At 73.4% G+C, this 21,685-nt stretch carries 23 protein-coding genes and 2 pseudogenes; 18 read left to right on the top strand and 7 right to left on the bottom strand.

What is annotated here, in order from left to right; genetic code table 11:
• Positions 1-19: 19 nt before the first annotated feature.
• From DKT69_RS07475 to DKT69_RS07460, 4 genes and pseudogenes are all read left to right on the top strand, one after another.
• A pseudogene (locus DKT69_RS07475) lies at positions 20-539 on the top strand (ROK family protein); the annotation flags it as partial.
• Positions 540-579: 40 nt separating this feature from the next.
• The gene (locus DKT69_RS07470) at positions 580-1,155 is read left to right on the top strand and encodes an IS607 family transposase (RefSeq protein WP_109800839.1); all 576 of its coding nucleotides are present in this window, start codon (positions 580-582) and stop codon (positions 1,153-1,155) included.
• Entirely contained in the window at positions 1,152-2,564 is a 1,413-nt protein-coding gene (gene tnpB, locus DKT69_RS07465) for an IS607 family element RNA-guided endonuclease TnpB (protein ID WP_109800838.1), read from the top strand. Before DKT69_RS07470 ends, tnpB begins: the two co-directional genes overlap by 4 nt.
• Before the next feature lie 32 nt (positions 2,565-2,596).
• Positions 2,597-3,112: pseudogene (locus DKT69_RS07460) on the top strand (ROK family protein); the annotation flags it as partial.
• A gap of 48 nt (positions 3,113-3,160) precedes the next feature.
• Here DKT69_RS07460 and DKT69_RS07455 read toward each other — a convergent pair.
• Together DKT69_RS07455 and DKT69_RS07450 are read right to left on the bottom strand one after the other, a co-directional pair.
• On the bottom strand, positions 3,161-3,346 hold the full coding sequence (locus DKT69_RS07455) for a DUF397 domain-containing protein (protein ID WP_109800837.1): 186 nt from the start codon (positions 3,344-3,346) through the stop codon (positions 3,161-3,163).
• Between the two features lie 5 nt (positions 3,347-3,351).
• On the bottom strand, positions 3,352-4,197 hold the full coding sequence (locus tag DKT69_RS07450) for a helix-turn-helix domain-containing protein (RefSeq protein WP_109800836.1): 846 nt from the start codon (positions 4,195-4,197) through the stop codon (positions 3,352-3,354).
• 297 nt (positions 4,198-4,494) lie between these two features.
• Here DKT69_RS07450 and DKT69_RS07445 point away from each other — a divergent pair, with 297 nt between their 5' ends.
• Positions 4,495-4,725 carry a hypothetical protein gene (locus tag DKT69_RS07445; RefSeq protein ID WP_109800835.1) on the top strand — a complete coding sequence of 77 codons (231 nt, stop codon included), beginning with the start codon at positions 4,495-4,497 and terminating at the stop codon, positions 4,723-4,725.
• Positions 4,726-4,729: 4 nt separating this feature from the next.
• On the opposite strand, the gene DKT69_RS07440 is transcribed toward DKT69_RS07445, so the two are convergent.
• The gene (locus DKT69_RS07440; RefSeq protein WP_109800834.1) at positions 4,730-5,989 is read right to left on the bottom strand and encodes an ATP-binding protein; all 1,260 of its coding nucleotides are present in this window, start codon (positions 5,987-5,989) and stop codon (positions 4,730-4,732) included.
• Between the two features lie 208 nt (positions 5,990-6,197).
• Between DKT69_RS07440 and DKT69_RS07435 the strand changes: the two genes are divergently transcribed.
• On the top strand, positions 6,198-7,301 hold the full coding sequence (locus DKT69_RS07435) for a D-alanine--D-alanine ligase family protein (RefSeq protein ID WP_109800833.1): 1,104 nt from the start codon (positions 6,198-6,200) through the stop codon (positions 7,299-7,301).
• A gap of 48 nt (positions 7,302-7,349) precedes the next feature.
• Here the strand turns inward: DKT69_RS07435 and DKT69_RS07430 are convergent, their stop codons facing one another.
• Together DKT69_RS07430 and DKT69_RS07425 are read right to left on the bottom strand one after the other, a co-directional pair.
• The gene (locus DKT69_RS07430; protein ID WP_109800841.1) at positions 7,350-7,883 is read right to left on the bottom strand and encodes a DUF3515 family protein; all 534 of its coding nucleotides are present in this window, start codon (positions 7,881-7,883) and stop codon (positions 7,350-7,352) included.
• 93 nt (positions 7,884-7,976) lie between these two features.
• On the bottom strand, positions 7,977-8,210 hold the full coding sequence (locus DKT69_RS07425; protein ID WP_013284547.1) for an Lrp/AsnC ligand binding domain-containing protein: 234 nt from the start codon (positions 8,208-8,210) through the stop codon (positions 7,977-7,979).
• Between the two features lie 175 nt (positions 8,211-8,385).
• Here DKT69_RS07425 and DKT69_RS07420 point away from each other — a divergent pair, with 175 nt between their 5' ends.
• Together DKT69_RS07420 and DKT69_RS07415 are read left to right on the top strand one after the other, a co-directional pair.
• Positions 8,386-9,333, top strand: a complete 948-nt coding sequence (locus DKT69_RS07420) for a thiamine-phosphate kinase (protein WP_109800832.1) — start codon at positions 8,386-8,388, stop codon at positions 9,331-9,333.
• A 62-nt stretch (positions 9,334-9,395) separates the two neighbouring features.
• Positions 9,396-9,863, top strand: coding sequence for a GNAT family N-acetyltransferase (locus tag DKT69_RS07415; protein WP_109800831.1), 468 nt, complete (start codon positions 9,396-9,398; stop codon positions 9,861-9,863).
• A 133-nt stretch (positions 9,864-9,996) separates the two neighbouring features.
• Here DKT69_RS07415 and rpmB read toward each other — a convergent pair whose 3' ends face one another.
• The gene (rpmB, locus tag DKT69_RS07410; protein WP_007456456.1) at positions 9,997-10,188 is read right to left on the bottom strand and encodes a 50S ribosomal protein L28; all 192 of its coding nucleotides are present in this window, start codon (positions 10,186-10,188) and stop codon (positions 9,997-9,999) included.
• 227 nt (positions 10,189-10,415) lie between these two features.
• Here rpmB and DKT69_RS07405 point away from each other — a divergent pair, with 227 nt between their 5' ends.
• Together DKT69_RS07405 and recG are read left to right on the top strand one after the other, a co-directional pair.
• Positions 10,416-12,038 carry a DAK2 domain-containing protein gene (locus DKT69_RS07405; protein WP_109800830.1) on the top strand — a complete coding sequence of 541 codons (1,623 nt, stop codon included), beginning with the start codon at positions 10,416-10,418 and terminating at the stop codon, positions 12,036-12,038.
• On the top strand, positions 12,035-14,236 hold the full coding sequence (recG, locus tag DKT69_RS07400) for an ATP-dependent DNA helicase RecG (protein ID WP_109800829.1): 2,202 nt from the start codon (positions 12,035-12,037) through the stop codon (positions 14,234-14,236). The genes DKT69_RS07405 and recG overlap by 4 nt, the downstream gene beginning before the upstream one ends.
• A 308-nt stretch (positions 14,237-14,544) precedes the next feature.
• Here the strand turns inward: recG and DKT69_RS07395 are convergent, their stop codons facing one another.
• Positions 14,545-15,669 carry an LPXTG cell wall anchor domain-containing protein gene (locus DKT69_RS07395; RefSeq protein WP_236647387.1) on the bottom strand — a complete coding sequence of 375 codons (1,125 nt, stop codon included), beginning with the start codon at positions 15,667-15,669 and terminating at the stop codon, positions 14,545-14,547.
• Positions 15,670-16,023: 354 nt separating this feature from the next.
• Here DKT69_RS07395 and rsmD point away from each other — a divergent pair, with 354 nt between their 5' ends.
• The 8 genes from rsmD (at position 16,024) to mutM (ending at position 21,289) form a co-directional block, all read left to right on the top strand.
• Positions 16,024-16,587 carry a 16S rRNA (guanine(966)-N(2))-methyltransferase RsmD gene (gene rsmD / locus DKT69_RS07390; RefSeq protein ID WP_109800840.1) on the top strand — a complete coding sequence of 188 codons (564 nt, stop codon included), beginning with the start codon at positions 16,024-16,026 and terminating at the stop codon, positions 16,585-16,587.
• Positions 16,584-17,072: a pantetheine-phosphate adenylyltransferase gene (gene coaD, locus DKT69_RS07385; RefSeq protein WP_109800827.1), complete on the top strand. Its 489-nt coding sequence runs from the start codon at positions 16,584-16,586 to the stop codon at positions 17,070-17,072. Before rsmD ends, coaD begins: the two co-directional genes overlap by 4 nt.
• 147 nt (positions 17,073-17,219) lie before the next feature.
• Complete coding sequence (locus DKT69_RS07380; RefSeq protein ID WP_109800826.1) at positions 17,220-17,717, top strand: SPFH domain-containing protein; 498 nt, start codon at positions 17,220-17,222, stop codon at positions 17,715-17,717.
• A gap of 108 nt (positions 17,718-17,825) precedes the next feature.
• Complete coding sequence (locus tag DKT69_RS07375) at positions 17,826-18,389, top strand: YceD family protein (RefSeq protein ID WP_109800825.1); 564 nt, start codon at positions 17,826-17,828, stop codon at positions 18,387-18,389.
• 5 nt (positions 18,390-18,394) lie between these two features.
• Positions 18,395-18,568, top strand: coding sequence for a 50S ribosomal protein L32 (gene rpmF, locus DKT69_RS07370; protein ID WP_088963525.1), 174 nt, complete (start codon positions 18,395-18,397; stop codon positions 18,566-18,568).
• 111 nt (positions 18,569-18,679) lie between these two features.
• The gene (locus DKT69_RS07365) at positions 18,680-19,651 is read left to right on the top strand and encodes a phosphate acyltransferase PlsX (protein WP_109800824.1); all 972 of its coding nucleotides are present in this window, start codon (positions 18,680-18,682) and stop codon (positions 19,649-19,651) included.
• Complete coding sequence (gene rnc / locus DKT69_RS07360; protein ID WP_109800823.1) at positions 19,648-20,439, top strand: ribonuclease III; 792 nt, start codon at positions 19,648-19,650, stop codon at positions 20,437-20,439. The genes DKT69_RS07365 and rnc overlap by 4 nt, the downstream gene beginning before the upstream one ends.
• The gene (mutM, locus tag DKT69_RS07355; RefSeq protein ID WP_109800822.1) at positions 20,432-21,289 is read left to right on the top strand and encodes a bifunctional DNA-formamidopyrimidine glycosylase/DNA-(apurinic or apyrimidinic site) lyase; all 858 of its coding nucleotides are present in this window, start codon (positions 20,432-20,434) and stop codon (positions 21,287-21,289) included. Before rnc ends, mutM begins: the two co-directional genes overlap by 8 nt.
• The last annotated feature ends 396 nt before the right edge of the window (positions 21,290-21,685 follow it).

Below are 21,685 nucleotides of genomic sequence, written 5' to 3'. Positions count from 1 at the left end.
GGCGGGGGGCGGTGGCGGGGTGGGCAGCGCGGGTCTGCCGGTGGTGGTGGGTCTCGACAACGGCGGGGACCAGCAACAAGGCGACGGTCCTGAGCGTCGACGGCCGGTTCCTGGTGGACGGTCTGGTGGAGATCCGGAGTCAGGTGCAGGCCGGCCCCGAGGCGGCGATCGAGGCGTTGGCCCGGGCGCTGGACGGGGTGCTGGCGCTGACCGGCGTGCCCCGCGAGCTGGTCCGCGCCGTCGGCCTGGACACCCCGGGTCCGGCGAGCGCCACCGGGGTGATCTCCTTGCGCGGCTCGACCAACTTCTCCCAGCCCGCCTGACAGGGATACGACTTGCGCGGCGCGTTGGAGCGCCGGCTCGGCCTCCCGGTGATCTACCACAACGACGGCAGCGCGGCCGCCCTCTACGCCCGCGACGTGTACTTCGGGGCGGACGCGCTGCGCTGCTCCTCGGTCGCCGCCATCGTCGGCACCGGGCTCGGCGGTGGGGTGGTGGAGAGCGGGCGGGTCGTCTCCGGGGCCGCCGGGATGGCGGGGTTCCAATAGTTGCCTTGGCAGTGTGCGATAGTGTGCAGCGGTGAACTTGAAGGAGTGGGCGAAGCGGGAAGGGGTCCATCCGGTAACGGCGTATCGCTGGTTTCGGGAGGGCAAGCTGCCGGTGCCCGCTCGCCGGGTCGGTGGTCTGATCCTGGTGGAGCAGCCCGCCGGCCTGGCCCGGGCCGAGACTGTGGTGGTGTATGCCCGGGTGTCCTCGGCGGACCGACGCGTTGACTTGGACCGGCAGGTCGCCCGGGTCACTGGGTGGGCCACCGGGCAGGGCCTTGCGGTGGCGCGGGTCGTGACTGAGGTCGCCTCGGCGTTGGACGGCGGCGGTGAGAAGCTCCTGGCGTTGCTGCGCGATCCGGCGGTGACCACGATCGTGGTGGAGCACCGGGACCGGTTCGCTCGTTTCGGTGGCGAGTACGTGGAGGCCGCGTTGGCTGCGCAGGGGCGTCGGTTGCTGGTGGTCGATCCGGCCGGGGTGGACGACGACCTGGTCAGTGACGTGACGGAGATCCTGACCTCGCTGTGCGCCCGGTTGTACGGGCGCCGGGCGGCGGCGTCCCGGGCCGAGCGGGCGGTGGCCGCCGCGACCGCGGGTGACACCGCGTGAGGCGGTATGAGGCCCCTGCGGGTTGGACGGTGCAGGCGTACAAGTTCGCTCTGGACCCGGCCGACGAGCAGAGCCTGCGTCGGCACGCCGGGGCGGCCCGGTTCGTCTTCAACCACATGCTCGGCCGGCTCGCGGCGGTGAATGCCCAACGCCGGGCGGAGGCGTCCTACGGGGTTGCCGAGGCGGACCTGACGCCGTGGCAGGGCTGGTCGCTGCCGGACCTGCGGCGCACCTGGAACCACATCAAGCAGTGGGTGGCGCCGTGGTGGCGGGAATGTTCGAAGGAGGCGTTCAACACCGGCCTTGACGGCCTGGCCCGGGCGCTGGCGAACTGGGCGGCGTCCCGCGCCGGCAGGCGTAGGGGCCGCAAGATGGGTTGGCCCCGGTTCAAGGGCAAGGCAGCGGGCCGGTCGGTGCGGTTCACCACCGGGGCGATCCGGGTCGACGCCGACCGGCGGCATGTGGTGCTGCCCCGGCTGGGCCGGATCCGCACCCACGAGTCGACCCGTAAGCTGGCCCGCCGGGTCGAGTCGGGCACCGCGAGAATCCTGTCCGCGACCGTCACCGAGACCGCCGGGCGCTGGTTCTGCGCGTTCCAGGTCGCGGTGAAGCGGGCCGGCGGACGCCCGGCGCACGTCCCCCGGCGGGGCCGGGTCATCGGGGTCGACGCCGGGGTCAGATACCTCGCGGTGCTGTCCACCGGCGAGATGGTCGACAACCCGGCCCCGTTCACCGCGGCCCTGAAACGGTTCGGCAAGGTCCAGCGGCGGGTCAGCCGCCGGATCGGGCCGTACGACCCAGCCACGAACCGCAAGCGCACCCCGTCGAACCGGTGGATCCGCGCCCAGACGCAGGCCGCCCGGCTGCACGCCGCCGTCGCCGCGGTCCGCGCCGACGCCTGGCACCAGCTCACCACCCGCCTGGCCCAGCAGTACGACACCATCGCGGTGGAGGACCTGCACGTGGCCGGCATGAAACGCAACCGCAGGCTGGCCCGGGCGTTGTCCGACGCCGCCCCGGCCACCCTGCGCCGGCAGTTGCGATACAAGACCGGCTGGTACGGCAGCGTCCTGCACGTCGCCGACCGGTGGTACCCCAGCTCGAAGACCTGCTCGGAATGCCAGACGGTGAAACCCAAACTGTCGCTGTCCGAGCGCACGTTCCACTGCAATGCCTGCGGCCTGGTCCTGGACCGGGACGTCAACGCCGCACGCAATCTAGCCGCCCTCGTGCGGCACGTCGACCTGGAGTTGCCGGGCGACGCTAAAACAGGACGTGGAGCCTGTGTAAGACCCGTAAGCCCCGCACCCGCGGGCCGGGCAGCCGGCGTCGAAGCGTCAAGGCCGCCTGCGGCCAACGCCGCCCGGCAACGGACGGCTGCCAATCACGAGCCATCCAACGCTCAGTGAAAGGCAACGGAGTTCGGGCACGTGCACACATCCCGCTGGACGGGGTGCTGGGGCCCGGTCAGCCGGTGCCGATCTGCGCCTGCGGCTTCGTCGCGGAGACCGAGAGCGTCGCGTCGCTGACCGCGATCGAGCGGAACCTGCTGCCGTACTGGCTGGGCCGGTACCCCGGGCATCCGCTGGCGGCCGAGGAGCCGGGCCGAGCCGCGAAGCTCGTCCGCGGGTACGGCGAGCGCGGCGACGCGCTGGCCCGGGCGGTCTTCACCCAGCAGGCGATGGCGCTGGGCCGGCTCTTCACGATCGCGGCCAACTTCACCGACCCGCACGCGTACTTCATCGGGGGTGGGGTGGTGGAGGCGGCGCCGGAGTTCCGCGACTGGTTCCTCGCCACGGTCGCGGAGCACACCGTGCTCCGCGCCGAGCAGGCCGCCGTCGCCACCTTCGAGCTGGTGCCGGACCGGGACATGGCGGGGGCCCGCGGGGTGGCCATCGCGGCGCTGGAGACCCTGCTTGCGGGGTCGCCGGCGGCCGGCCCGGTGGTCGCCGGCTGACCACCGTCGCGGCCGGACCTGAGCTCTACGCGCGGGGGCCGGGCGGCGTCAGTCGCGGGGCGGCGCCCCGGTGAAGGCCGCCCAGGCGGCCGGGGAGAAGACCAGCGTCGGACCGGTGGGGTCCTTGGAGTCGCGGACGGCCACGGCCGCCGGGAGGACGGCCATCTCGACGCAGGCGCCCTCGTCGCCGCTGTGGCTGCTCTTGCGCCAGTGGAGGCTGTTCGTGGATCGCATCGGTTCTACCTTCCCTTGAGGAGTTGGACCAGCTGGTCCCGGCTGTCCGCCGGACTCAGCGCCACGGTCCGGAGATGTTCCATGATCTTGGTGCAGGTCCGCAGGTCACCCGGCCGGTCGAGGACCATCTGCCCGGCCACCGTCTCCACCGAGGCGATGATCGGATCCTCGGGGTCGGCGAACTCCAGGATGTGCAGCGAACCCCGGGTGCCCCGGTGGTAGCCGGCCGCCAGGGGGATCACCTGCACGGTGATGTTGGGCAGCTCCGCCATCTTCAGCAGGTGCCGTAGCTGGCCCTCCATGACGGCCCGGTCGCCCACCGGGCGCAGCAGCGCGCCCTCGTCGATGATCGCGTCGAGGATCGGCGGGGTGTCGGCGGTGAGCCGCTGCTGCCGGTCGAGTCGCAGGTGGACCCGCTGCTCCACCTGCTCGTCGCTGAGGGTGTGCGGACCGCCGCGCATCACCCCGCGGATGTAGTCGGCGGTCTGCAACAGGCCCGGCACCACCGAGGGCTCGAAGTTGGCGATTCCGGTGGCCTCCGCCTCCAGGGCGATGAAGTCGATGGTCCGGCGGTCCAGCAGGTACGAGTAGGAGACCCACCAGCCGGGCTTACGGGCGTCCTTGGCGAGCTGCACCGCCGCGGCCACCTCGTCGGCGCCGACCCGGTAGAGGGTGAGCAGGGCGCGGACGGTGGCCGGGCTGACCAGCGTCTGCGCGTTCTCGTAGCGGGACAGGGTGCTCCGGGTGCTGTTGATCTCGTCGGCCGCGGCCTCGAGGGTCAGGCCGGCGGCCTCCCGGTGGGTGCGTAGGGCGATGCCGAGCCGTCGGGCCCGTGCGGTCTTCGGAGCCATGCATCGATGGTCGCACATCAACGGGAGGGTGCGCGTGAGAGAAAGCCGATGAGAGTTGCATTCACGCGTGTCCACCTGTCAATCTGTGACGGCGTCCTCACCGCCGGTTGTCGTGGCGACGGTGGTGGTGAGCGACCGGAGGGGATGGGGCGCGCGGCGATCGGGTTTTACTCCCCCACGACCCGATCGCCGCGTGCCCCTCATCCGCAACCGACGGGGAGGGACCCGCATGACGCTGACCGGACGACGCCACCCCCGGGTGCCCGGACCCGTCCGCCCAGCCGGTGGTGGTCGGCGATGACCCGGTTCCTCGTGGTCCTCACCGACGTCCGGCCCCTGGAAGGGGCGGGCCGCAACGAGCGGACCAGCCCGGAACGACGCCGACAGGTGGTCGGGGCCAGCAGCCGGGAGGCCGCCGACCGGATCGCCGGCGCGTTCATGGCCCTGGGCATGGTGCGCGCCGGCCGGCAGCGGGTGAAGGTGATCGCGGTGGGCCGCCGCGGGTACGTCCGGGAGAGCGTCGCCTGAGCCGTCAGAGCAGCTTGCGCCGCTTCAGGTACGCCACCAGGTCGTCGTAGACGCCACCCTCGTTGGCGAACATGGCGACGTTGCGAGCGGTCGACAGCCAGGGCCGGGTCGACGGGCGGACCTCCTTCAGCGCCCGCTCCAGGTCCCGCTGCTCGATCATCCGGACCTCGCCGCTGCGTACCGAGTCGGCCATCGCGAACTCGGCGGCGGTCTCGCAGAGGTGGGCCAGGTCGGCGCCGGAGAAGTCCTCGGTCGCGGCGATCACCCGGCGCAGGTCGATGTTCGCGATCGGCCGCTGCCGCAGGTGGTACTCCAGGATCGCCGCCCGGGCCTCGGCGTCCGGCGGCAGCACCAGCACCACCCGGTCCAGCCGGCCCGGCCGGCGCAGCGCCGGGTCCACGTCCCACGGGGTGTTCGTGGCGGCCAGCACGAAGACCCCCTCGTTGCTGCCCTCCATGCCGTCCAGTTCGGCCAGCAGCTGGTTGCCCAGCGTCCGCATGGAACTCGACGAGACCTGGGAGCGCTTGTGGCCCAGGGCGTCGACCTCGTCGAGGAAGAGCACGCAGGGCGCGTTGCGCCGGGCCGCCTCGAACAGCTCGTGCAGGTTCCGCTCCGAGTTGCCGATCCACATGTCGAGCACGTCGACGATGGACAGGGAGAGGAACTTCGCGCCCATCTCGCCGGCCACCGCCCGGGCCAGGAAGGTCTTGCCGCACCCGGGCGGGCCGTAGAGCATCAGCCCGCCGCGCAGGCTCTTGCCGTACATCCGGCGCAGCTCGGGGTTGCGCAGCGGGCCGAGGAAGGCCAGCTCCAGGCGTTCCTTCACGGCCGTCATGCCGCCCACGTCGGCCAGCCGGACCGTGGCGGACTCCACGTCGTACACCCGGTCGGCCTCGCCGACGACCGGTTCCGGCTCGTCGCCCGCCCGGGCGAAGCGCGGTGGCACGACGTCGGCCAACTCCTGCTCGTACGCGGCCAGCGGGTCGTCCCCGGGCGGCGTCGGACCGGCGGGGGCCGGGCGCGGCGCGGGCGGACGGGCCGGCGCCGCCGCCTCCGGTGCGGGCGCCCCCAGCGCCCGCTGCATCAGGGCCTGCGCCTGGTCGTTGCCCGGATCCCGGGCGAGCGCCTGCCCGACCTGCGCGATCGCCTCCGCGCCCCGGCCGGAGTCCAGCAGCAGCCCGGCCAGGTGCAGGCGCAGGGGCAGGTCGTCCGGGCGGGCGTCCAGGGCGGCCAGCAGGCTGTCGATGAGGGGATCAGCGCTCATAGGACGAGGAGCGTAGTGAAGGTGGGGTCGGCTCCGCTCACCCGCACGGCAATTACTCCCCGTATATGACTCGTTGACTGGTTGCGCTGTCCCGACCCACGTCCCCGGGTATCGGCTTCGGGTTCTCGCCACGCACAGTAAGGTCAATCGGGTGAGCGCCACCGGCGAGCACGGCCAGCCGCAGTCGCGAGCGAAGAGGTGACCTCGAGTGACCACCCCAGGCAAGACCCGTGTGGCGATCGTCTTCGGCGGCCGCAGCCCCGAGCACGGCATCTCCTGCGTCAGTGCCGGCAGCGTCCTGGGCGCCCTCGACCCGGACGAGTTCGAGGTGGTGCCGGTCGGCATCACCCGGCAGGGCCAGTGGGTGCTGACCAGCGGCGACCCGAGCGAGCTCTCGATCCAGGCGCGCAAGCTCCCGGAGATCACCGCCGCCGCCGGCGCCGCCCTGGTGCTGCGCGCCGAGCCGACTGCGGGCGGCCTCATGGTGCTCGACCCGACGGAGGGCCCGCGGGCGCTGGCCGACGTGGACGTGGTCTTCCCCGTGCTGCACGGGGCGTACGGCGAGGACGGCACCATCCAGGGGATGCTGGAGATGGCCGACATCCCGTACGTCGGGGCGAACGTCTTCGCCTCCGCCGCCGCCATGGACAAGGAGTTCACCAAGAAGCTCTGCGCCGCCGAGGGCATCCCGGTCGGCCCGTACGTGGTGCTGCGCAACGGGATGACGCTGAGCGAGGCGGACAAGGAGCGGCTGGGGCTGCCGGTCTTCGTCAAGCCGTCCCGCGCCGGCTCGTCCTTCGGCATCACCAAGGTCGACGACTGGTCCCAGCTCGACGCGGCGGTCGCCACCGCCCGGGAGATCGACACGAAGGTGCTGGTCGAGGGGGCGGTCGTCGGCCGGGAGATCGAGTGCGGCGTGCTGGAGGGCGAGGCCGGCGGCGCGCCCGAGGCGTCCGTGCTGGCCGAGGTCCGGATGGTCGGCGACCGGGAGTGGTACGACTTCGAGGCGAAGTACCTCTTCGCCGACGAGGTCTGCGAGTACGACGTCCCGGCGAACCTGCCCGAGCGGGTCACCCGGCAGGTCCAGGAGTACGCCACCCGGGCGTTCACCGCGCTGGACTGCTCCGGCCTGGCCCGGGTCGACTTCTTCGTCACCCCGGAGCTGGACGTCTACCTCAACGAGATCAACACGATGCCCGGGTTCACCCCGACGTCGATGTTCCCCAGGATGTGGGCGGCCAGCGGCCTCGAGTACCCGAAGCTGGTCAACCGCCTCATCCGTAGCGCCCTGCACCGCCACGCCGGCCGCTGACCCCGACCACGCCGGACCCGTCCCGCGGGGAAGCCCGCGGGGCGCCGGTCAGGCGGTGCAGCCGGCGGGGGCGGACTTCGCCGAGGGAACCGCGGAGACGACGGCGTCGGAGATCGGGCCGACCCACTGCAGCGGCTGCTCGTACTGCCGGGGCACCCGGACCCGGACCGGGGTCTCCCGGTCGACGGTGGTCAGCACGGTGGCGTCGGCCTCCTGCACGGCGTGCCAGCAGACCTTGTCGACCGACCACACCTCGTCGGTGGGCTGGACGATCGGCGGGGTGCCGCCGCAGGCGACGGTGAGCGCCGGGTCGCCGTACGCGACATTCTGCTCCGGGCCGACGGTGACCGGCCGCTGGGTCAGGTCGCGGACCCGGTCCGGCAGCTGCGACACCAGGGCGCGGCAGACCGTCGCGGGCCGCTCGGCCAGCGTCGGGGCGGGCAGTTCCACCGGGGCGGTGGACTGCGGCCGCGCGGCGGTCGCCGACGGGCGCGGCGCGGCGGCCGGCTCGTCCGGGGCGAGCTTCGCGAAGGTGAAGCCGGCCACCGCCACGGTCACCGGCAGCGCGATCAGCGTGGCCATCAGCGCGGCGCGGCGGGTGGTCCGGTCCGGGCGCGGCGTCTCGTCGGCCGGGCGGGACTTCTCGAGAGCGGGGGACACAGTGATCTCGTCCACTTACAGGCGCACCACCGAACACGTGAGGGTGCGGGTGATGCCGGGCACCATCTGCACCTTGCTGACGATGAGTTTGCCGAGCTCGTCGACGGTGTTGGCCTCGGTGAGGACGACCACGTCGTACGGCCCGGTGACGGCGTCGACCCGTACCACGCCGGCAAGGTCCGCGATCAGACCGGCCACGTCACGCGCCCGACCGACCTCGGTCTGGATGAGGATGTACGCCTGTACCACGACTCGACCTCCGTCCGTCGCCGCCTGGGGCGGCCCGAAGGGTGAAACTACCTTACGGAGCAGGCCTGATCCCTATCGGTCGCCGGCTGGACGCGGTGAGCGAGCACACGCGGCTGCCGGGCGGGGCGTGCCGTGGCGGGGTGACGAGCATGAATGAGCGCGGCGAGGGGACAAGATGACGGTCGCGGGTGTCGGGGAGTTCGGACTGATCGACCGGGTCACCGCCCGGTTGACGTACGGGGAGAGCTGCCTGCTCGGCCCCGGTGACGACGCGGCGGTGGTGGCGGCGCCGGACCGGCGGGTGGTGGCCTCGACGGACGTGCTGGTCGAGGGGCGGCATTTCCGCCGGGACTGGTCGAGCGCGCGGGACGTGGGGCACCGGGCGGCGGCGGCCAACCTGGCCGACATCGCGGCGATGGGCGCCACCCCGACCGCGCTGCTGGTCGCCCTCTGCATGCCGGCGGATCTGGACCCGAGCTGGGCGGAGGAACTGGCCGACGGGCTCGGCGCGGAGGCGGCCCTGGTCGGCGCGAGCGTGGTCGGCGGGGACATGTCCGCCAGTCCCACGCTGACCATCGCGGTCACCGCCCTCGGCGACCTGGCGGGCCGGCCGCCCGTGGTCCGCTCCGGGGCGCGGCCCGGTGACGTGGTGGCCCTGGCCGGGCGGACCGGCTGGGCGGCGGCCGGGTACACCGTGCTGTCCCGCGGTTTCCGGACGCCCCGGCTGCTGGTGGAGGCGTTCCGGCGGCCCGAGGTGCCCTATCCGGCCGGTCCGGAGGCCGCCGGGCTCGGCGCCACCGCCATGATCGACGTGTCGGACGGGCTGCTGGCCGACCTGGGCCACGTGGCGAAGGCCAGCGGCGTCGCCGTCGACCTGCGGCGGGACGCCTTCGAGGTGCCCCGGCAGATGCGGGACGCGGCGCAGGCGCTCGGCGTCGACCCGTACTCCTGGATCCTCGGCGGGGGCGACGACCACGCCCTGGCCGCGACCTTCCCGCCGGCGGTGGCGCTGCCGGCGGGCTGGCGGCCGATCGGGCGGGTGACCGAGGGGACGGGGGTGACCGTGGACGGCGTGCCGTACGCCGGGCCGGCCGGCTGGGACCACTTCCGCCGGTCGGAGTGATCTGCGACCGAACCGGGCCGGTGGGCCCGGGGCGCGCCGGGCGGCGGTCGTACCCTTCAGGCGTGAGTGAGATCGAGATCCGGGTGCAGCGGTTCGACGCGCCCGAGTCGCAGGCGTTGATCAAAGCGGCCCTGGCCGACCTCGGCGAGCGGTACGGCGGCAGCGGCGACGACACCCCGGTGGACGCGGCGCAGTTCGAGCCGCCGGCCGGCGCCTTCCTGGTGGCCTACCTCGGCGGACAACCGGTGGGCTGCGGCGGCTGGCGCAGCCACGGCGACGACGGAGAGGCGGCGGAGCTGAAGCGGATGTACACCGCGCCGGCGGCCCGGGGGCGGGGCGTGGCCCGTGCGGTGCTGGCCGCGGTCGAGCGGTCGGCCCGGGAGCAGGGCCGCAAACGGATCATCCTGGAGTGCGGCGACAAGCAGCCCGAGGCGATCGCCATGTACACCTCGGCCGGCTACGAGCGGATCCCGAACTTCGGCTTCTACCAGGACGCCCCCGGCTGCCTCTCCTTCGGCCGCACCCTCTGACTCGGGTCCGGCGGGTGCGCGACGACCCCGGTCGTCGCGCACCCGGCCGGCCCGGCCGTGCCCGGACACGAGAACCGGCGGACCGTGACGGTCCGCCGGTGCTGGGTGTTTCGGGAAGCTTGGGGCTACCGCGTCAGGCGCGGGTGACCTTGCCGGCCTTGATGCACGAGGTGCAGACCTGCAGCTTCTTGGTGTTGCCGCCACCGGCCGGGGTCCGCACCGACTGGATGTTCGGGTTCCAGCGGCGGTTGGTCCGCCGGTGCGAGTGGGACACGTTGTGGCCGAAGCCCGGTCCCTTGCCACAGACGTCGCACACGCTAGCCACGGGATACTCCTGGGATTGAAACGTTCATGAGGTCGCCGCCAGGCACTGCCCGGGCAACCTGGCCAGGTTACCCGATGACCCGCCGGTACGCCCAACCGGCCCGGTCGGCGGCGACTCGGGCCCGACCAGCGTACTCGGGTCGGGCGGGCTTCGACGAGCGACGGCCGGGCGGGGGACACGCCGGCCGACCCCGGCGCGTGTCGGTGCGCGCAAGTAGGCTTCTCGCCGTGCTGGACACCCTCGACGCCGCCGCGGTGCGCCGCTGGTGCGCGAGCGGGCTGGCCGCCATGCGCCGGCACCAGGGTGAGATCGACGACCTCAACGTCTACCCCGTTCCGGACGGCGACACGGGCACCAACCTGGTGCTCACCCTCACCTCCGCCCAGCAGGCGCTGGCGATGGACCTGGACACCCTCCCCGAGGACGGGCACACCCCGCACGGGCACGCCCTGCGGCTGATGGCCCGGGGCGCGCTGCTCGGGGCCCGGGGCAACTCCGGGGTGATCCTGTCGCAGATCCTGCGCGGCTTCGCCGACGCGCTGGCCGCCGCGCCGACGGTCCGCGGTCGCCAGCTCGCCGCCGCGCTGGCCGACGCGGCCACCGCCGCGTACGGGGCGGTCGCCCGGCCGGTCGAGGGCACCCTGCTCAGCGTGGTCGCCGCCGCCGCGCGCGCCGCCGAGCAGGCGGACAGCGACGACCTGCGGGTGGTGGCCCGGGCGGCGGCCGGCGGGGCGGCGCGGGCGCTGGCGCGGACCACCGAGCAGCTGCCGGCGTTGGCCCAGGCCGGCGTGGTGGACGCCGGCGGGCGCGGGCTCTGCGTGCTGCTGGACGCGCTGGTCGAGGTGATCACCGGGGAGAGCCCGCAGCAGCCGGCGCCCGCGCCGCCCACGGTCCGTCCGCCGGCCACGGCCGTCCGGGAGACCGGCTCGCCGGAGTACGCGTACGAGGTGCAGTTCCTGCTCGACGCCGGGGCGGAGGCGGTCGCGCGGCTGCGCGCCGAGCTGGACGCGCTGGGCGACTCGCTGGTGATCGTCGGCGACGGCGGTGACGGCGGCGGCACCTGGAACGTGCACGTGCACGTCAACGACGTGGGTGGGGCGATCGAGGCGGGGGTGGTGGCCGGCCGGCCGCACCGGATCTCGGTGACCCGCTTCGCCGACCAGGTGGCGCCGGCCCCGCCCCCGCCGATGCTGCGGCCGGACGGCCGGGCGGCCGTGGTCGTGGCGGCCGGTGCCGGCATCGCCGAGCTGTTCGGCGCCGAGGGCGCCACCGTGGTGCCGGGCAACCCGTCCACCGGCGAGCTGCTGGACGCGATCCGGGCCACCGGCGCCGCCCGGGTGGTGGTGCTGCCCAACGACCCCAACACCCAGTCGGTGGCGAGCGCCGCCGCCAAGGAGGCCCACCGACTCGGCGTCAAGGTCAGCGTGGTGCCGACCCGGTCCCCGGTGCAGGCCCTCGCGGCCCTCGCCGTCCGGGATCCGGGCCGGCGGTTCGAGGACGACGTGATCGCCATGGCTGAGGCGGCCGGCGCCTGCCGGTACGCCGAGGTCTGCCACGCGAGTCGGGAGGCGCTCACCGTGGCCGGGCCGTGCCGGCCGGGCGACGTGCTGGCGCTCGTCGAGGGGGAGGTGCACCTGATCGGGGCGGACCTGCTCGACACCTGCACCGCCGTGGTGGACCGGATGCTCGGCGGCGGTGGCGAGCTGGTCACCCTGCTGTGCGGGGCGGACGCCCCGGCCGGGCTGGCCGACCGGGTACGCGAGCACGTGGCACGGGCCTGGCCGTTCGTCGAGGTCCAGGCGTACGAGGGCGGGCAGCCGCACTATCCGCTGCTGCTGGGGGTGGAATGACGAGCGAGCCGGCCACCATGGACACGCCGCTGAAGAAGCTGGTCGGGGAGAAGACCGCGAAGGCCCTGGCGAGCCACCTGGACCTGCACACCGCCGGCGACCTGATCTACCACTTCCCCCGCCGGTACGACGAGCGGGGCGAGCACACCGACATCCGGTCGCTGGACGTGGGCGAGCAGGTGACGGTGCTGGCCCAGGTGCAGCGCACCGCGGTGCGGCCGATGCGGCAGCGGCGGGGCAACCTGCTGGAGGTGACCGTCGGCGACGGCTCCGGCGGGGTGCTCACCCTCACCTTCTTCGGCAACCAGGCGTGGCGGGAGCGGGAGCTGCGCCCCGGCCGGTGGGGCCTGTTCGCCGGCAAGGTCACCGAGTTCCGGGGCAAGCGGCAGCTCAACGGCCCGGAGTACGTGCTGCTCGGGGAGGGCGGCGACGGCGAGGCGGCGGCCAACGAGGAGGTCGAGGAGTTCGCCGGCGCGCTCATCCCGGTCTACCCGGCCGCCGCCGCGGTGCCCACCTGGGTGATCGCCCGCTGCGTCCGGGTGGTGCTGGACACCTTCACCCCGCCGGAGGACCCGCTGCCGGCGACCGTGCGGGCCGCCCGCAACCTGATCGGCATCGACACGGCGCTGCGCGAGATCCACCGGCCCTCCAGCAAGGAGGAGCTGTACCGGGCCCGCCGGCGGCTGAAGTGGGACGAGGCGTTCGCGGTGCAGCTCACCCTGGTGCAGCGCAAGCACCGGGCGGCCGACTGGCCGGCGAAGTCCCGGCCGCCGCGGGACGGCGGACTGCTCGACGCGTTCGACGCCCGCCTGCCGTACGAGCTGACGCCCGGCCAGCGGTCCGTCGGCACGGAGGTCGCCGCCGACCTGGCCACCGCGCACCCGATGCACCGGTTGTTGCAGGGCGAGGTCGGGTCGGGCAAGACGGTGGTGGCGCTGCGGGCCATGCTCCAGGTGGTCGACGCCGGCGGTCAGGCGGCCCTGCTCGCCCCGACCGAGGTGCTCGCCGCCCAGCACTACCGGGGCATGCTCGACCTGCTCGGCCCGCTCGCCCGGGCCGGCGAGCTGGGCGCCGCCGACGGCGCCACCCGGGTGGAACTGGTCACCGGCTCGCTCGGCGCGGCGGCCCGGCGGCGGGCACTGGCAGAGGTGGCCGAGGGACGGGCCGGCATCGTGCTGGGCACCCACGCGCTGCTCTACGAGGGGGTCGACTTCGCCGACCTGGGCCTGGTGGTCGTCGACGAGCAGCACCGGTTCGGCGTGGAGCAGCGGGACGCGCTGCGCGCGAAGGCCGACCAGCCGCCGCACGTGCTGGTGATGACGGCCACCCCGATCCCGCGCACGGTCGCCATGACCGTCTACGGCGACCTGGAGATCTCCACCCTCTCCCAGCTCCCGCAGGGCCGTTCGCCGATCGCCTCGCACGTGGTGCCGGCGGCCGAGAAGCCCGCGTTCCTCGACCGGGCGTGGCGCCGGCTGCGCGAGGAGGTCGCCGCCGGGCACCAGGCGTACGTGGTGTGCCCGCGGATCGGGGAGGGACCCGCTTCGGAGGAGGAGCCGCCCCGGGAGGACGACAACGGGCGGCGGCCGCCGCTGGCCGTGACGGAGGTCGCTCCGCTGCTCGCCGAGGGGCCGCTGCACGGGCTGCGGATCGGGGTGCTGCACGGGAAGCTCCCGGCCGACGAGAAGGACGCGGTGATGCGGTCCTTCGCCGCCGGTGACCTGGATGTGCTGGTCGCCACCACCGTGGTCGAGGTGGGCGTGGACGTGCCCAACGCCACCGTGATGATCGTGCTCGACGCCGACCGGTTCGGCGTCTCGCAGCTGCACCAGCTGCGCGGGCGGGTGGGCCGGGGTTCCGCCGCCGGGCTCTGCCTGCTGGTGACGGAGGCGATGGAGGGTTCGCCCGCCCGGGAACGGCTGGACGCGGTCGCCTCCACCACGGACGGTTTCAAGCTCGCCGAGCTGGACCTGGAGCAGCGCCGGGAGGGCGACGTGCTGGGCGCGACCCAGTCCGGTCGCCGCTCCCACCTGCGGCTGCTCTCGCTGCTGCGGGACGCCGACCTGATCCGGGACGCCCGGGCCGAGGCGATCGCCCTGGTCGAGGAGGACCCGGAGCTGGTCCGGCATCCGGCGCTGGCCGCCTCGGTCGCCGCCCTGGTCGACGAGGAACGCGCGGAGTACCTGGAGAAGGGCTGACGGCCCCGCGAGCGGGCGGCGGGGCCGCGCGGCGTGCGTTGCGGACCGATGTGGACGGTGCTCCCTGTGGAGCTGATGACGTCAACGATTCAGGGCGCGCACCGTCCACGTGATTCGTTGACGACATCAGCTTCGTAGTGAGCGCGGACCGTACCCGGGTGCCGGGAACCGCCACCGTGGTCGACGATCTGGGTGCCGGCTCGGCGAGTGCGGTGGCCAGCCCGGATGCGGCGGGCGACCGCATGGACGGGGACAGCACGAGGGCGCGCCGACCGACTGGTCGACGCGCCCTCGGCAGTTGCGGTGGATCAGGCGGTGAAGCGGACCCGACGACGTCGCGCCACCACGAAGAGCACCGCGCCGGCCGCCAGCAGCGCGGCCGCGCCACCGGCGATCAGGCCGGCCGGCGCACCGGTCTTGGGCAGGGCCGGCCCGCCGGCGCCGCCGCCCGCGGGCGGCGCGCTCGGGCTGGGACCGGTGCACTTCGCCGGCTTCTCCCATTCGATCGGCGAGGAGTCGTCCAGGCCGTCCGCCCTGGGGGTGACGGTCAGACCCTCGACGGCCTTGAACGTCGCGGTCTTGGTCTCGCCCGGCTTCACGACCAGCGTCTGCGCGTCGCCCTTGTTCGGGGTGAGCGTGACCGTGACGGTCTTGCCGTCCTTCGGGTTCTCGACCTGGAAGATCAGCGCGTCGCAGGTCATCTTGATGCTGCCGGTCGGCTCACCCGGCGCGACGCAGTCCTTGGCCTCGGCGGGCTTGGCGTCGAAGATGGGCGCCTTCTGCCCGGCCTCGGTTACCGTGATCTTGGCGGCGTTGCGGGCCGGCACGGTGATCGTGGTGTCCTTGCCGGCCGCGACGGTCGCGGTCTTGTTGAAGCCGTCGGTGCCGGTGACGGTGAACGCGGCGTCCTTGGTGGCCTCGGCGCCGTTCTCCAGCGTCACCGCGACGTCGCCGTCGCAGTCGGCGGTCACGGTGGCCTTGGGGTTGGCGGCAGCCGGCGGCGGGGTCGCCACCTTGTCGCAGCTCTCGCTGAACTTGATGGACGCGCTGCTGTCGTCCTTCTCGTTCCACTCGTTGTCCCACTGCGCCTTCACGGTCAGCGAGGCCTCGGTGGCGTCGCCCGCGAGGCGGGCCTTGCCGACCACGGGCGTCGACACCGGGTGCGGGTAGACGCCGCTCTCGCTCACCGCGATGCCGGCGATGGTGAACGGGGTGGCTGTCCCGTTCACCACGCTGGCGGCGTCGGCCTTGGTGAACCGGTAGTTGTGCACGCCTTCGGGGGCGTAGCTGTTGACGGTCCAGGTCGTGATCCACTCGCCGGCGGCGGTGTCGCACTCTGCGGTGACTTTGACCACGCTGTGGTGCGCGCTGGCCGGGCTGGCCAGGGTCAGGGCGCCGGCGATGCCGATCAGGGTGCTTGCGGTCACCGCCATGACATGGCGGTACGGGGATTTGAGACGGTTCACGCCTTCTCCTGACGAGGGGTGTCGGGGGGTGGCCCCGGGAGGCGGAACGATCACCACCTGCCGTCCGGCGAGACCTGTTCCGGCGCCCTCCCGGCGCTGCGTGCCGGTTGCGGAGCGCGGCACGCCGGGCGACTTTATCGATGAGTCGTGAATCGGGAACGGCCCTGGGATCAATTAACAATGATGTTATCCATTCGAGATCATTGATGGACTCTCCGTGTCGGGTGGATCACGACAGCCGCCCGTCGCCGTCGGTGATCGTTCGGTGGTTCGCCCCGACCGACCGTCGCGTAGCGTCAGCACCATGTGCAGGAGCAGACGGTGACCCGGATCGTGGCCGGGACGCTCGGCGGCCGACGCATCGCCGCGCCGCCCGGCGCCGGCACCCGGCCCACCTCCGACCGGGTCCGGGAGGCCCTGTTCAGCGCGGTGCAGGCGGAGGTGGACCTGGGCGGGGCCCGCTTCGCCGACCTCTACGCGGGCTCCGGCGCGGTCGGGCTGGAGGCGCTGTCCCGGGGCGCCCGGCACGTGCTGCTGGTCGAGTCCGACCCCCGGGCCGCCCGGGTGATCCGGGAGAACGTCGCCGCGCTGCGGGCCGCCCCGGCCGCCCGCCTGGTCACCGGTCGGGTCGCCACCGTGCTCGCGGCCGGCCCCGACGGTGACCCGTACGACGTGGTCTTCGCCGACCCGCCGTACGCCGTACCCGACGAGGAGATCACCGCGATGCTGGCCGCGCTCGCCGACGGCGGCTGGCTGGCCGCGGACGCCCTCGTGGTGGTGGAGCGGTCCAGCCGTTCCGGACCGGTCACCTGGGTGGAGGGCATCACGCCCGAGCGCAGCCGCCGTTACGGCGAGACCACCCTTTGGTACGGTCGCCGATCATGAGACGTGCGGTCTGTCCCGGCTCCTTCGATCCGGTCACCAACGGACACCTCGACATCATCGGCCGGGCCAGCCGGCTCTTCGACGAGGTGATCGTCGGCGTGCTGATGAACCAGTCGAAGCGTGGCCTGTTCACCGTCGAGGAGCGGATCGACATGCTCCGCGAGGTGACCTCCTCGTACGACAACGTGCGGGTCGAGTCGTTCCGCGGGCTGCTGGTGGACTTCTGCCGGGCCCAGCAGGCGAGCGTGCTGATCAAGGGCCTCCGGGCGGTCAGCGACTTCGACTACGAGCTGCAGATGGCCCAGATGAACATCGGCCTGGCCGGCGTGGAGACGCTCTTCATGCCGACCAACCCGCTCTACTCGTTCCTCTCCTCGAGTCTGGTCAAGGACGTCGCCAAGTGGGGCGGGGACATCTCGTCGCACGTGCCGGACGTGGTCCGCGAGCAGCTGCGCGCCCGGCTGGCCCCGGGGCAGCCCGGCTGACCCGACCGCCGGCGGCCCGGCGCGACGCGCCGGGCCCGGCGCGGATGGGCCACCTGTCGCCCGCGCACGACATCATTGGTGGAGCGGGAACCCGGCCGCAGCCCGCATCATGTAGGTCGGCCGAAGAACGACAGGAGTGAGGTACCGGTGGACCCGCTCGATCGCATCGACGAACTGATCGCCATGGTGGAGCAGGCCCGCTCCGTCCCGATGTCGCGCAACAACTGCATGGTCGACCGGGGCGAGATGATCGGCGCCCTCGACGAGCTGCGCGCCGAACTCCCCGCCGACCTGCGCCGGGCCGCCGCGCTGCTGGAGGAGCGCGACAAGATCATGGAGGCCGGCAAGCGGGAGGCCGACCGGATCATCAGCGAGGGTGAGGCGGAACACGCCCGCCTGGTCTCGGTGAACGAGATCACGGTCTCCGCCGAGCACGAGGGCGCCCGGATCATCGCCGAGGCCCGCGCCGAGGCCCAGCGCCTCCGTGACGAGGTGGACGACTACGTCGACACCGCGCTGGCCAACTTCGAGCAGTTCCTCACCCGGGCGCTCGCCTCGATAGAGCGCGGCCGGGACAAGATGCACGCTTTGCGGGAGATCGGCACCTTCGCTGGGGACGAGGCGGATCGCCCGCTACCCTTCTGAGCGGCACCCCGGCAGCCGACAGGCGGGGTGCGCCCCGCCCCGGTTCGACGGTCGGGTGCTCGTCCAGGTAACCTTTTTTGTCGGCCTCTCACCGGCCGGAGTCTAACTATGCCCAAACACTCGCCTTCATCACTCAACCCCAGGTCGCCGCTGGTCCTCGACACGAGGGACCTGCCGCGTCGGCCTGGTGCGTTGCGTACCGTCAAGCGGGTCGTGCCGGCACCGGCGGACCTCGGCGTGGAGTTGATCGGCGTGCCGGAGGGCGCGGATCTCGACCTCGACCTGAGGTTGGAGTCGGTGTCCGAGGGCGTGCTCGTCTCCGGGACCATCAGCGGTCCCGTCAAGGGCGAGTGCGGCCGTTGCCTGCGCGAGATCAACGACTCGATGGTCGTGAACGTCCAGGAGCTGTACGCGTACGAAAACAGCACCACGGACACCACGACCGACGAGGACGAGGTGGGCCGGATGCAGGACGATCTGATCGACCTGGAGCCGGCGCTGCGGGACGCGGTGGTGCTCACACTGCCGACCAACCCGCTCTGCCGGGAGGACTGCCCAGGGTTGTGCCCCGAATGCGGGGTGCACTGGGACGATCTGCCGGCCGATCACAGCCATCAGCAGATCGACCCGCGTTGGGCGGGCCTGTCGCAACTGACCCGTAAAGAGGAGTAAGAACCGTGGCCGTCCCGAAGCGCAAGATGTCGCGCAGCAACACCCGGTCCCGCCGGGCGAACTGGAAGGCGGCCGTGGTCGCGACCGTGGCCTGCCCGCAGTGCAAGTCGGCGAAGCTGCCGCACGCCGCCTGCTCCGTCTGCGGCACCTACAACGGCCGCCAGGTTCTCGAGGTCTGACCTGGACGCCGAGTGACGCCCCCGACCGCGGGTCGGGCGGCGCGCGCACCCTGGCAATCGCCCGGTGCCCCGGCTCCCTCCACCGCCGGCCGTGCAGCGGCCGGCGTTCCGGTGGAGCCGGGCACCGCGCGGATCGCCGTTGACCTCCTCGGCGGGGACGACGCTCCCGCCGTCGTGGTTGACGGCGCTCTGCGGGCCGTGCGCGCCGACCCTGACCTGCATCTGCTGCTCGTCGGTCCGACCGAGGTCGCCGGCGGGCTGATCGACGCCCTCGATCCGGCGCAACGCGCCCGGGTCGCGGTCCGGCCGGTCCGGACCGCGGTCGGCATGGCCGACCATCCCACCGCCGCCCGCGAGCACAGCACCGTCCGCGCCGCCGTCCACGCGGTACGCGAGGGGCTCGCGGACGCGCTCGTGTCCGCCGGTTCGACCGGCGCCACCGTCACCGCCGCCGTGCTCGGCTTCGGGCGCTGGTCCGACGTCCGTCGGCCGGCTCTGGTGGCCACCCTGCCCGCGGTCGCCGGCCCGGTGGTGCTGCTGGACGTCGGCGGCGCCCTGGAGCCCCGCCCGGCCACCCTCGCCCGACACGCCGTCCTCGGCGCGGCCTACGCCGCCGTGGCGCACGGCGTCGCCGAGCCCCGGGTCGGCCTGCTCTCGGTCGGCACCGAGGCGGGCAAGGGTGACTGGCTGCGCCGGGCCGCCGACCCCGCGCTGGCCGCGGTGCCGCTGCCCTGCGGCGCCAGCTACGTCGGCCTGGTCGAGGGGTACGACGTCTCCCTCGGTGTGCGCGCCGATGTGGTGGTCACCGACGGGTTCACCGGTAACGTGCTGCTCAAGGCGATCGAGGGCGCGTACGCGATGGCCGGCGGTCCGCCCGCCGGTGGCGGCGCCCCCCGGGCGGCCGCCCTGCTCGGCGTGGCCGGCACGGTGGTCGTGTGCCACGGCGCGGCCCGGCCCGACGACGTCGCCTCCGGCATCGCCCTCGCCGCCCACCTGTGGCGGCGCGGGGCCACCGAACTGATCTCCGGCCTGCTCGATGGCATTCCGCAGGATTCCGCACACGGCAACGAGGTAGTGCAATGACCAACGACAAGCGGCGGCGCGCTCACATCAGCCACCTGGAGGCGGCCTTCGGGGTGTCGCTCGACCCGGAACTGCTGGAGCGCGCGCTCACCCACCGTTCGTACGCGTACGAGAACGGCGGCCTGCCCACCAACGAGCGGTTGGAGTTCCTGGGCGACTCGGTGCTCGGCGTGGTGATCACCACGGCGCTCTTCAACAACCACCCGGACCTGCCCGAGGGGCAGCTCGCGAAGCTGCGGGCCAGCGTGGTGAACATGCGCGCCCTCGCCGACGTGGCGCGCGGCCTCGGCCCGGACGGGCTCGGCGCGTACCTGCTGCTGGGCAAGGGCGAGGAGAGCACCGGCGGCCGGGACAAGGCGAGCATCCTCGCCGACACCCTGGAGGCGCTGCTCGGCGCGATCTACCTCCAGTACGGCCTGGACACCGCGGCCCTCGTGATCCACCGGCTGTTCGACCCGCTGATGGCCGAGTCGGCCGGCCGGGGCGCCGCCCTGGACTGGAAGACCAGCCTCCAGGAGCTGACCGCCGCGCTGGGGCTGGGCGTGCCGGAGTACCGGATCGAGGGCACCGGCCCGGACCACCTGAAGACCTTCACCGCCTGGGTGGTGGTCGCCGGCAACCGGTACGGCGGCGCCGAGGGCCGGAGCAAGAAGGAGGCCGAGCAGCGGGCCGCCGAGTCGGCCTGGCGGATGCTGACCGAGCAGGCCGAGGCGGGCGCGGCGGCCGGCGACGGTGCGTCGGGCGACGCCGGGAGCGAGACCGCCGACGCGGGCGCCAGCCGTGCCTGAGCTGCCCGAGGTCGAGACGGTCCGGCAGGGCCTGGCCCAGTGGGTCATCGGTCGCCGGATCGCCTCCGTGGAGGTGCGCCATCCGCGCGCGGTGCGCCGGCACACCCCGGGCGGCGGGCACTTCGCCGACGTGCTGACCGGCCGGACGGTGACCGACGTCCGCCGCCGGGGCAAGTACCTCTGGCTGCCGCTGGACAGCGGTGACGCGTTGATCGGCCACCTCGGCATGTCCGGCCAGCTGCTGCTCCAACCGGTCGGCGCGGCCGACGAGCTGCACCTGCGGGTCCGGTTCCGGTTCGCCGACGACGGCCCGGAGCTGCGCTTCGTCGACCAGCGCACGTTCGGTGGGCTGTCGGTCAGCGAGGGCGGCGCCGAGCTGCCGGACGAGATCGCGCACATCGCCCGGGACCCGATGGACCCGGAGTTCTCCGACGCCGGTTTCGTGGCGGCGCTGCGCCGGCGGCGGACCGAGGTGAAGCGGGCGCTGCTCGACCAGACCCTGATCTCCGGGGTGGGCAACATCTACGCCGACGAGGCGCTCTGGCGGGCGAAGCTGCACGGCGCCCGCCCCACCGACGCGCTGACCGGCCCGGCCGCGCAGCGGCTGCTCGGACACGTCCGGGACGTGCTCGGTGAGGCGATCAAGCAGGGCGGCACCAGCTTCGACGAGCTGTACGTCGACGTCAACGGCGAGAGCGGCTACTTCGACCGGTCGCTGAACGCGTACGGCCGGGAGGGCGAGCCCTGCCCGCGGTGCGGCACGCCGATCCGGCGCGAGGCGTTCATGAACCGGTCGTCGTACAGCTGCCCGCGCTGCCAGCCCCGTCCCCGCGGTGCCCTGAGGGGTTGACCCTGAGGCGGCTCCGGGTTGCGCCGGTGTGCCTCGACCGGTGGTCCCGGCGCGCCGCCGGGTTCGTACCCGGAAAAGCCCTTTCTGTCCGGTTGGCCCATCCGGTCCTGCCCGGCCGGCCGGTGCTCGCCGGATCGGGGACGAGCCGGGGCCGTTCCCCGATGTCTGGGCCCCCTCCGCTCCCTAGATCCTTGGGTTCGAGAATCTGAACAACTGAGTCAGGTTTTCAGGCTGCGGTTTTGAGTCGTGCGCGGGCGATGTAGTCGTCAACGTGGTGGTCGATGGCGGCGAGGGCTTGACGCAGGTCGGGTGGCGCTTGGGGCTGATCGGCGGCGAGGAGTGGTCGCAGGAGGCGGTTGTTGAGTTTGGTGTAGAAGATCGCCAGGCGTTGCCCGT

This window comes from Micromonospora sicca (genome assembly GCF_003172935.1).
Taxonomy (GTDB): Bacteria; Actinomycetota; Actinomycetes; order Mycobacteriales; family Micromonosporaceae; genus Micromonospora; species Micromonospora sicca.
The sequence above is the reverse complement of the archived record's forward strand: the minus strand, read 5'-3'. Positions and strand labels throughout refer to the sequence as shown.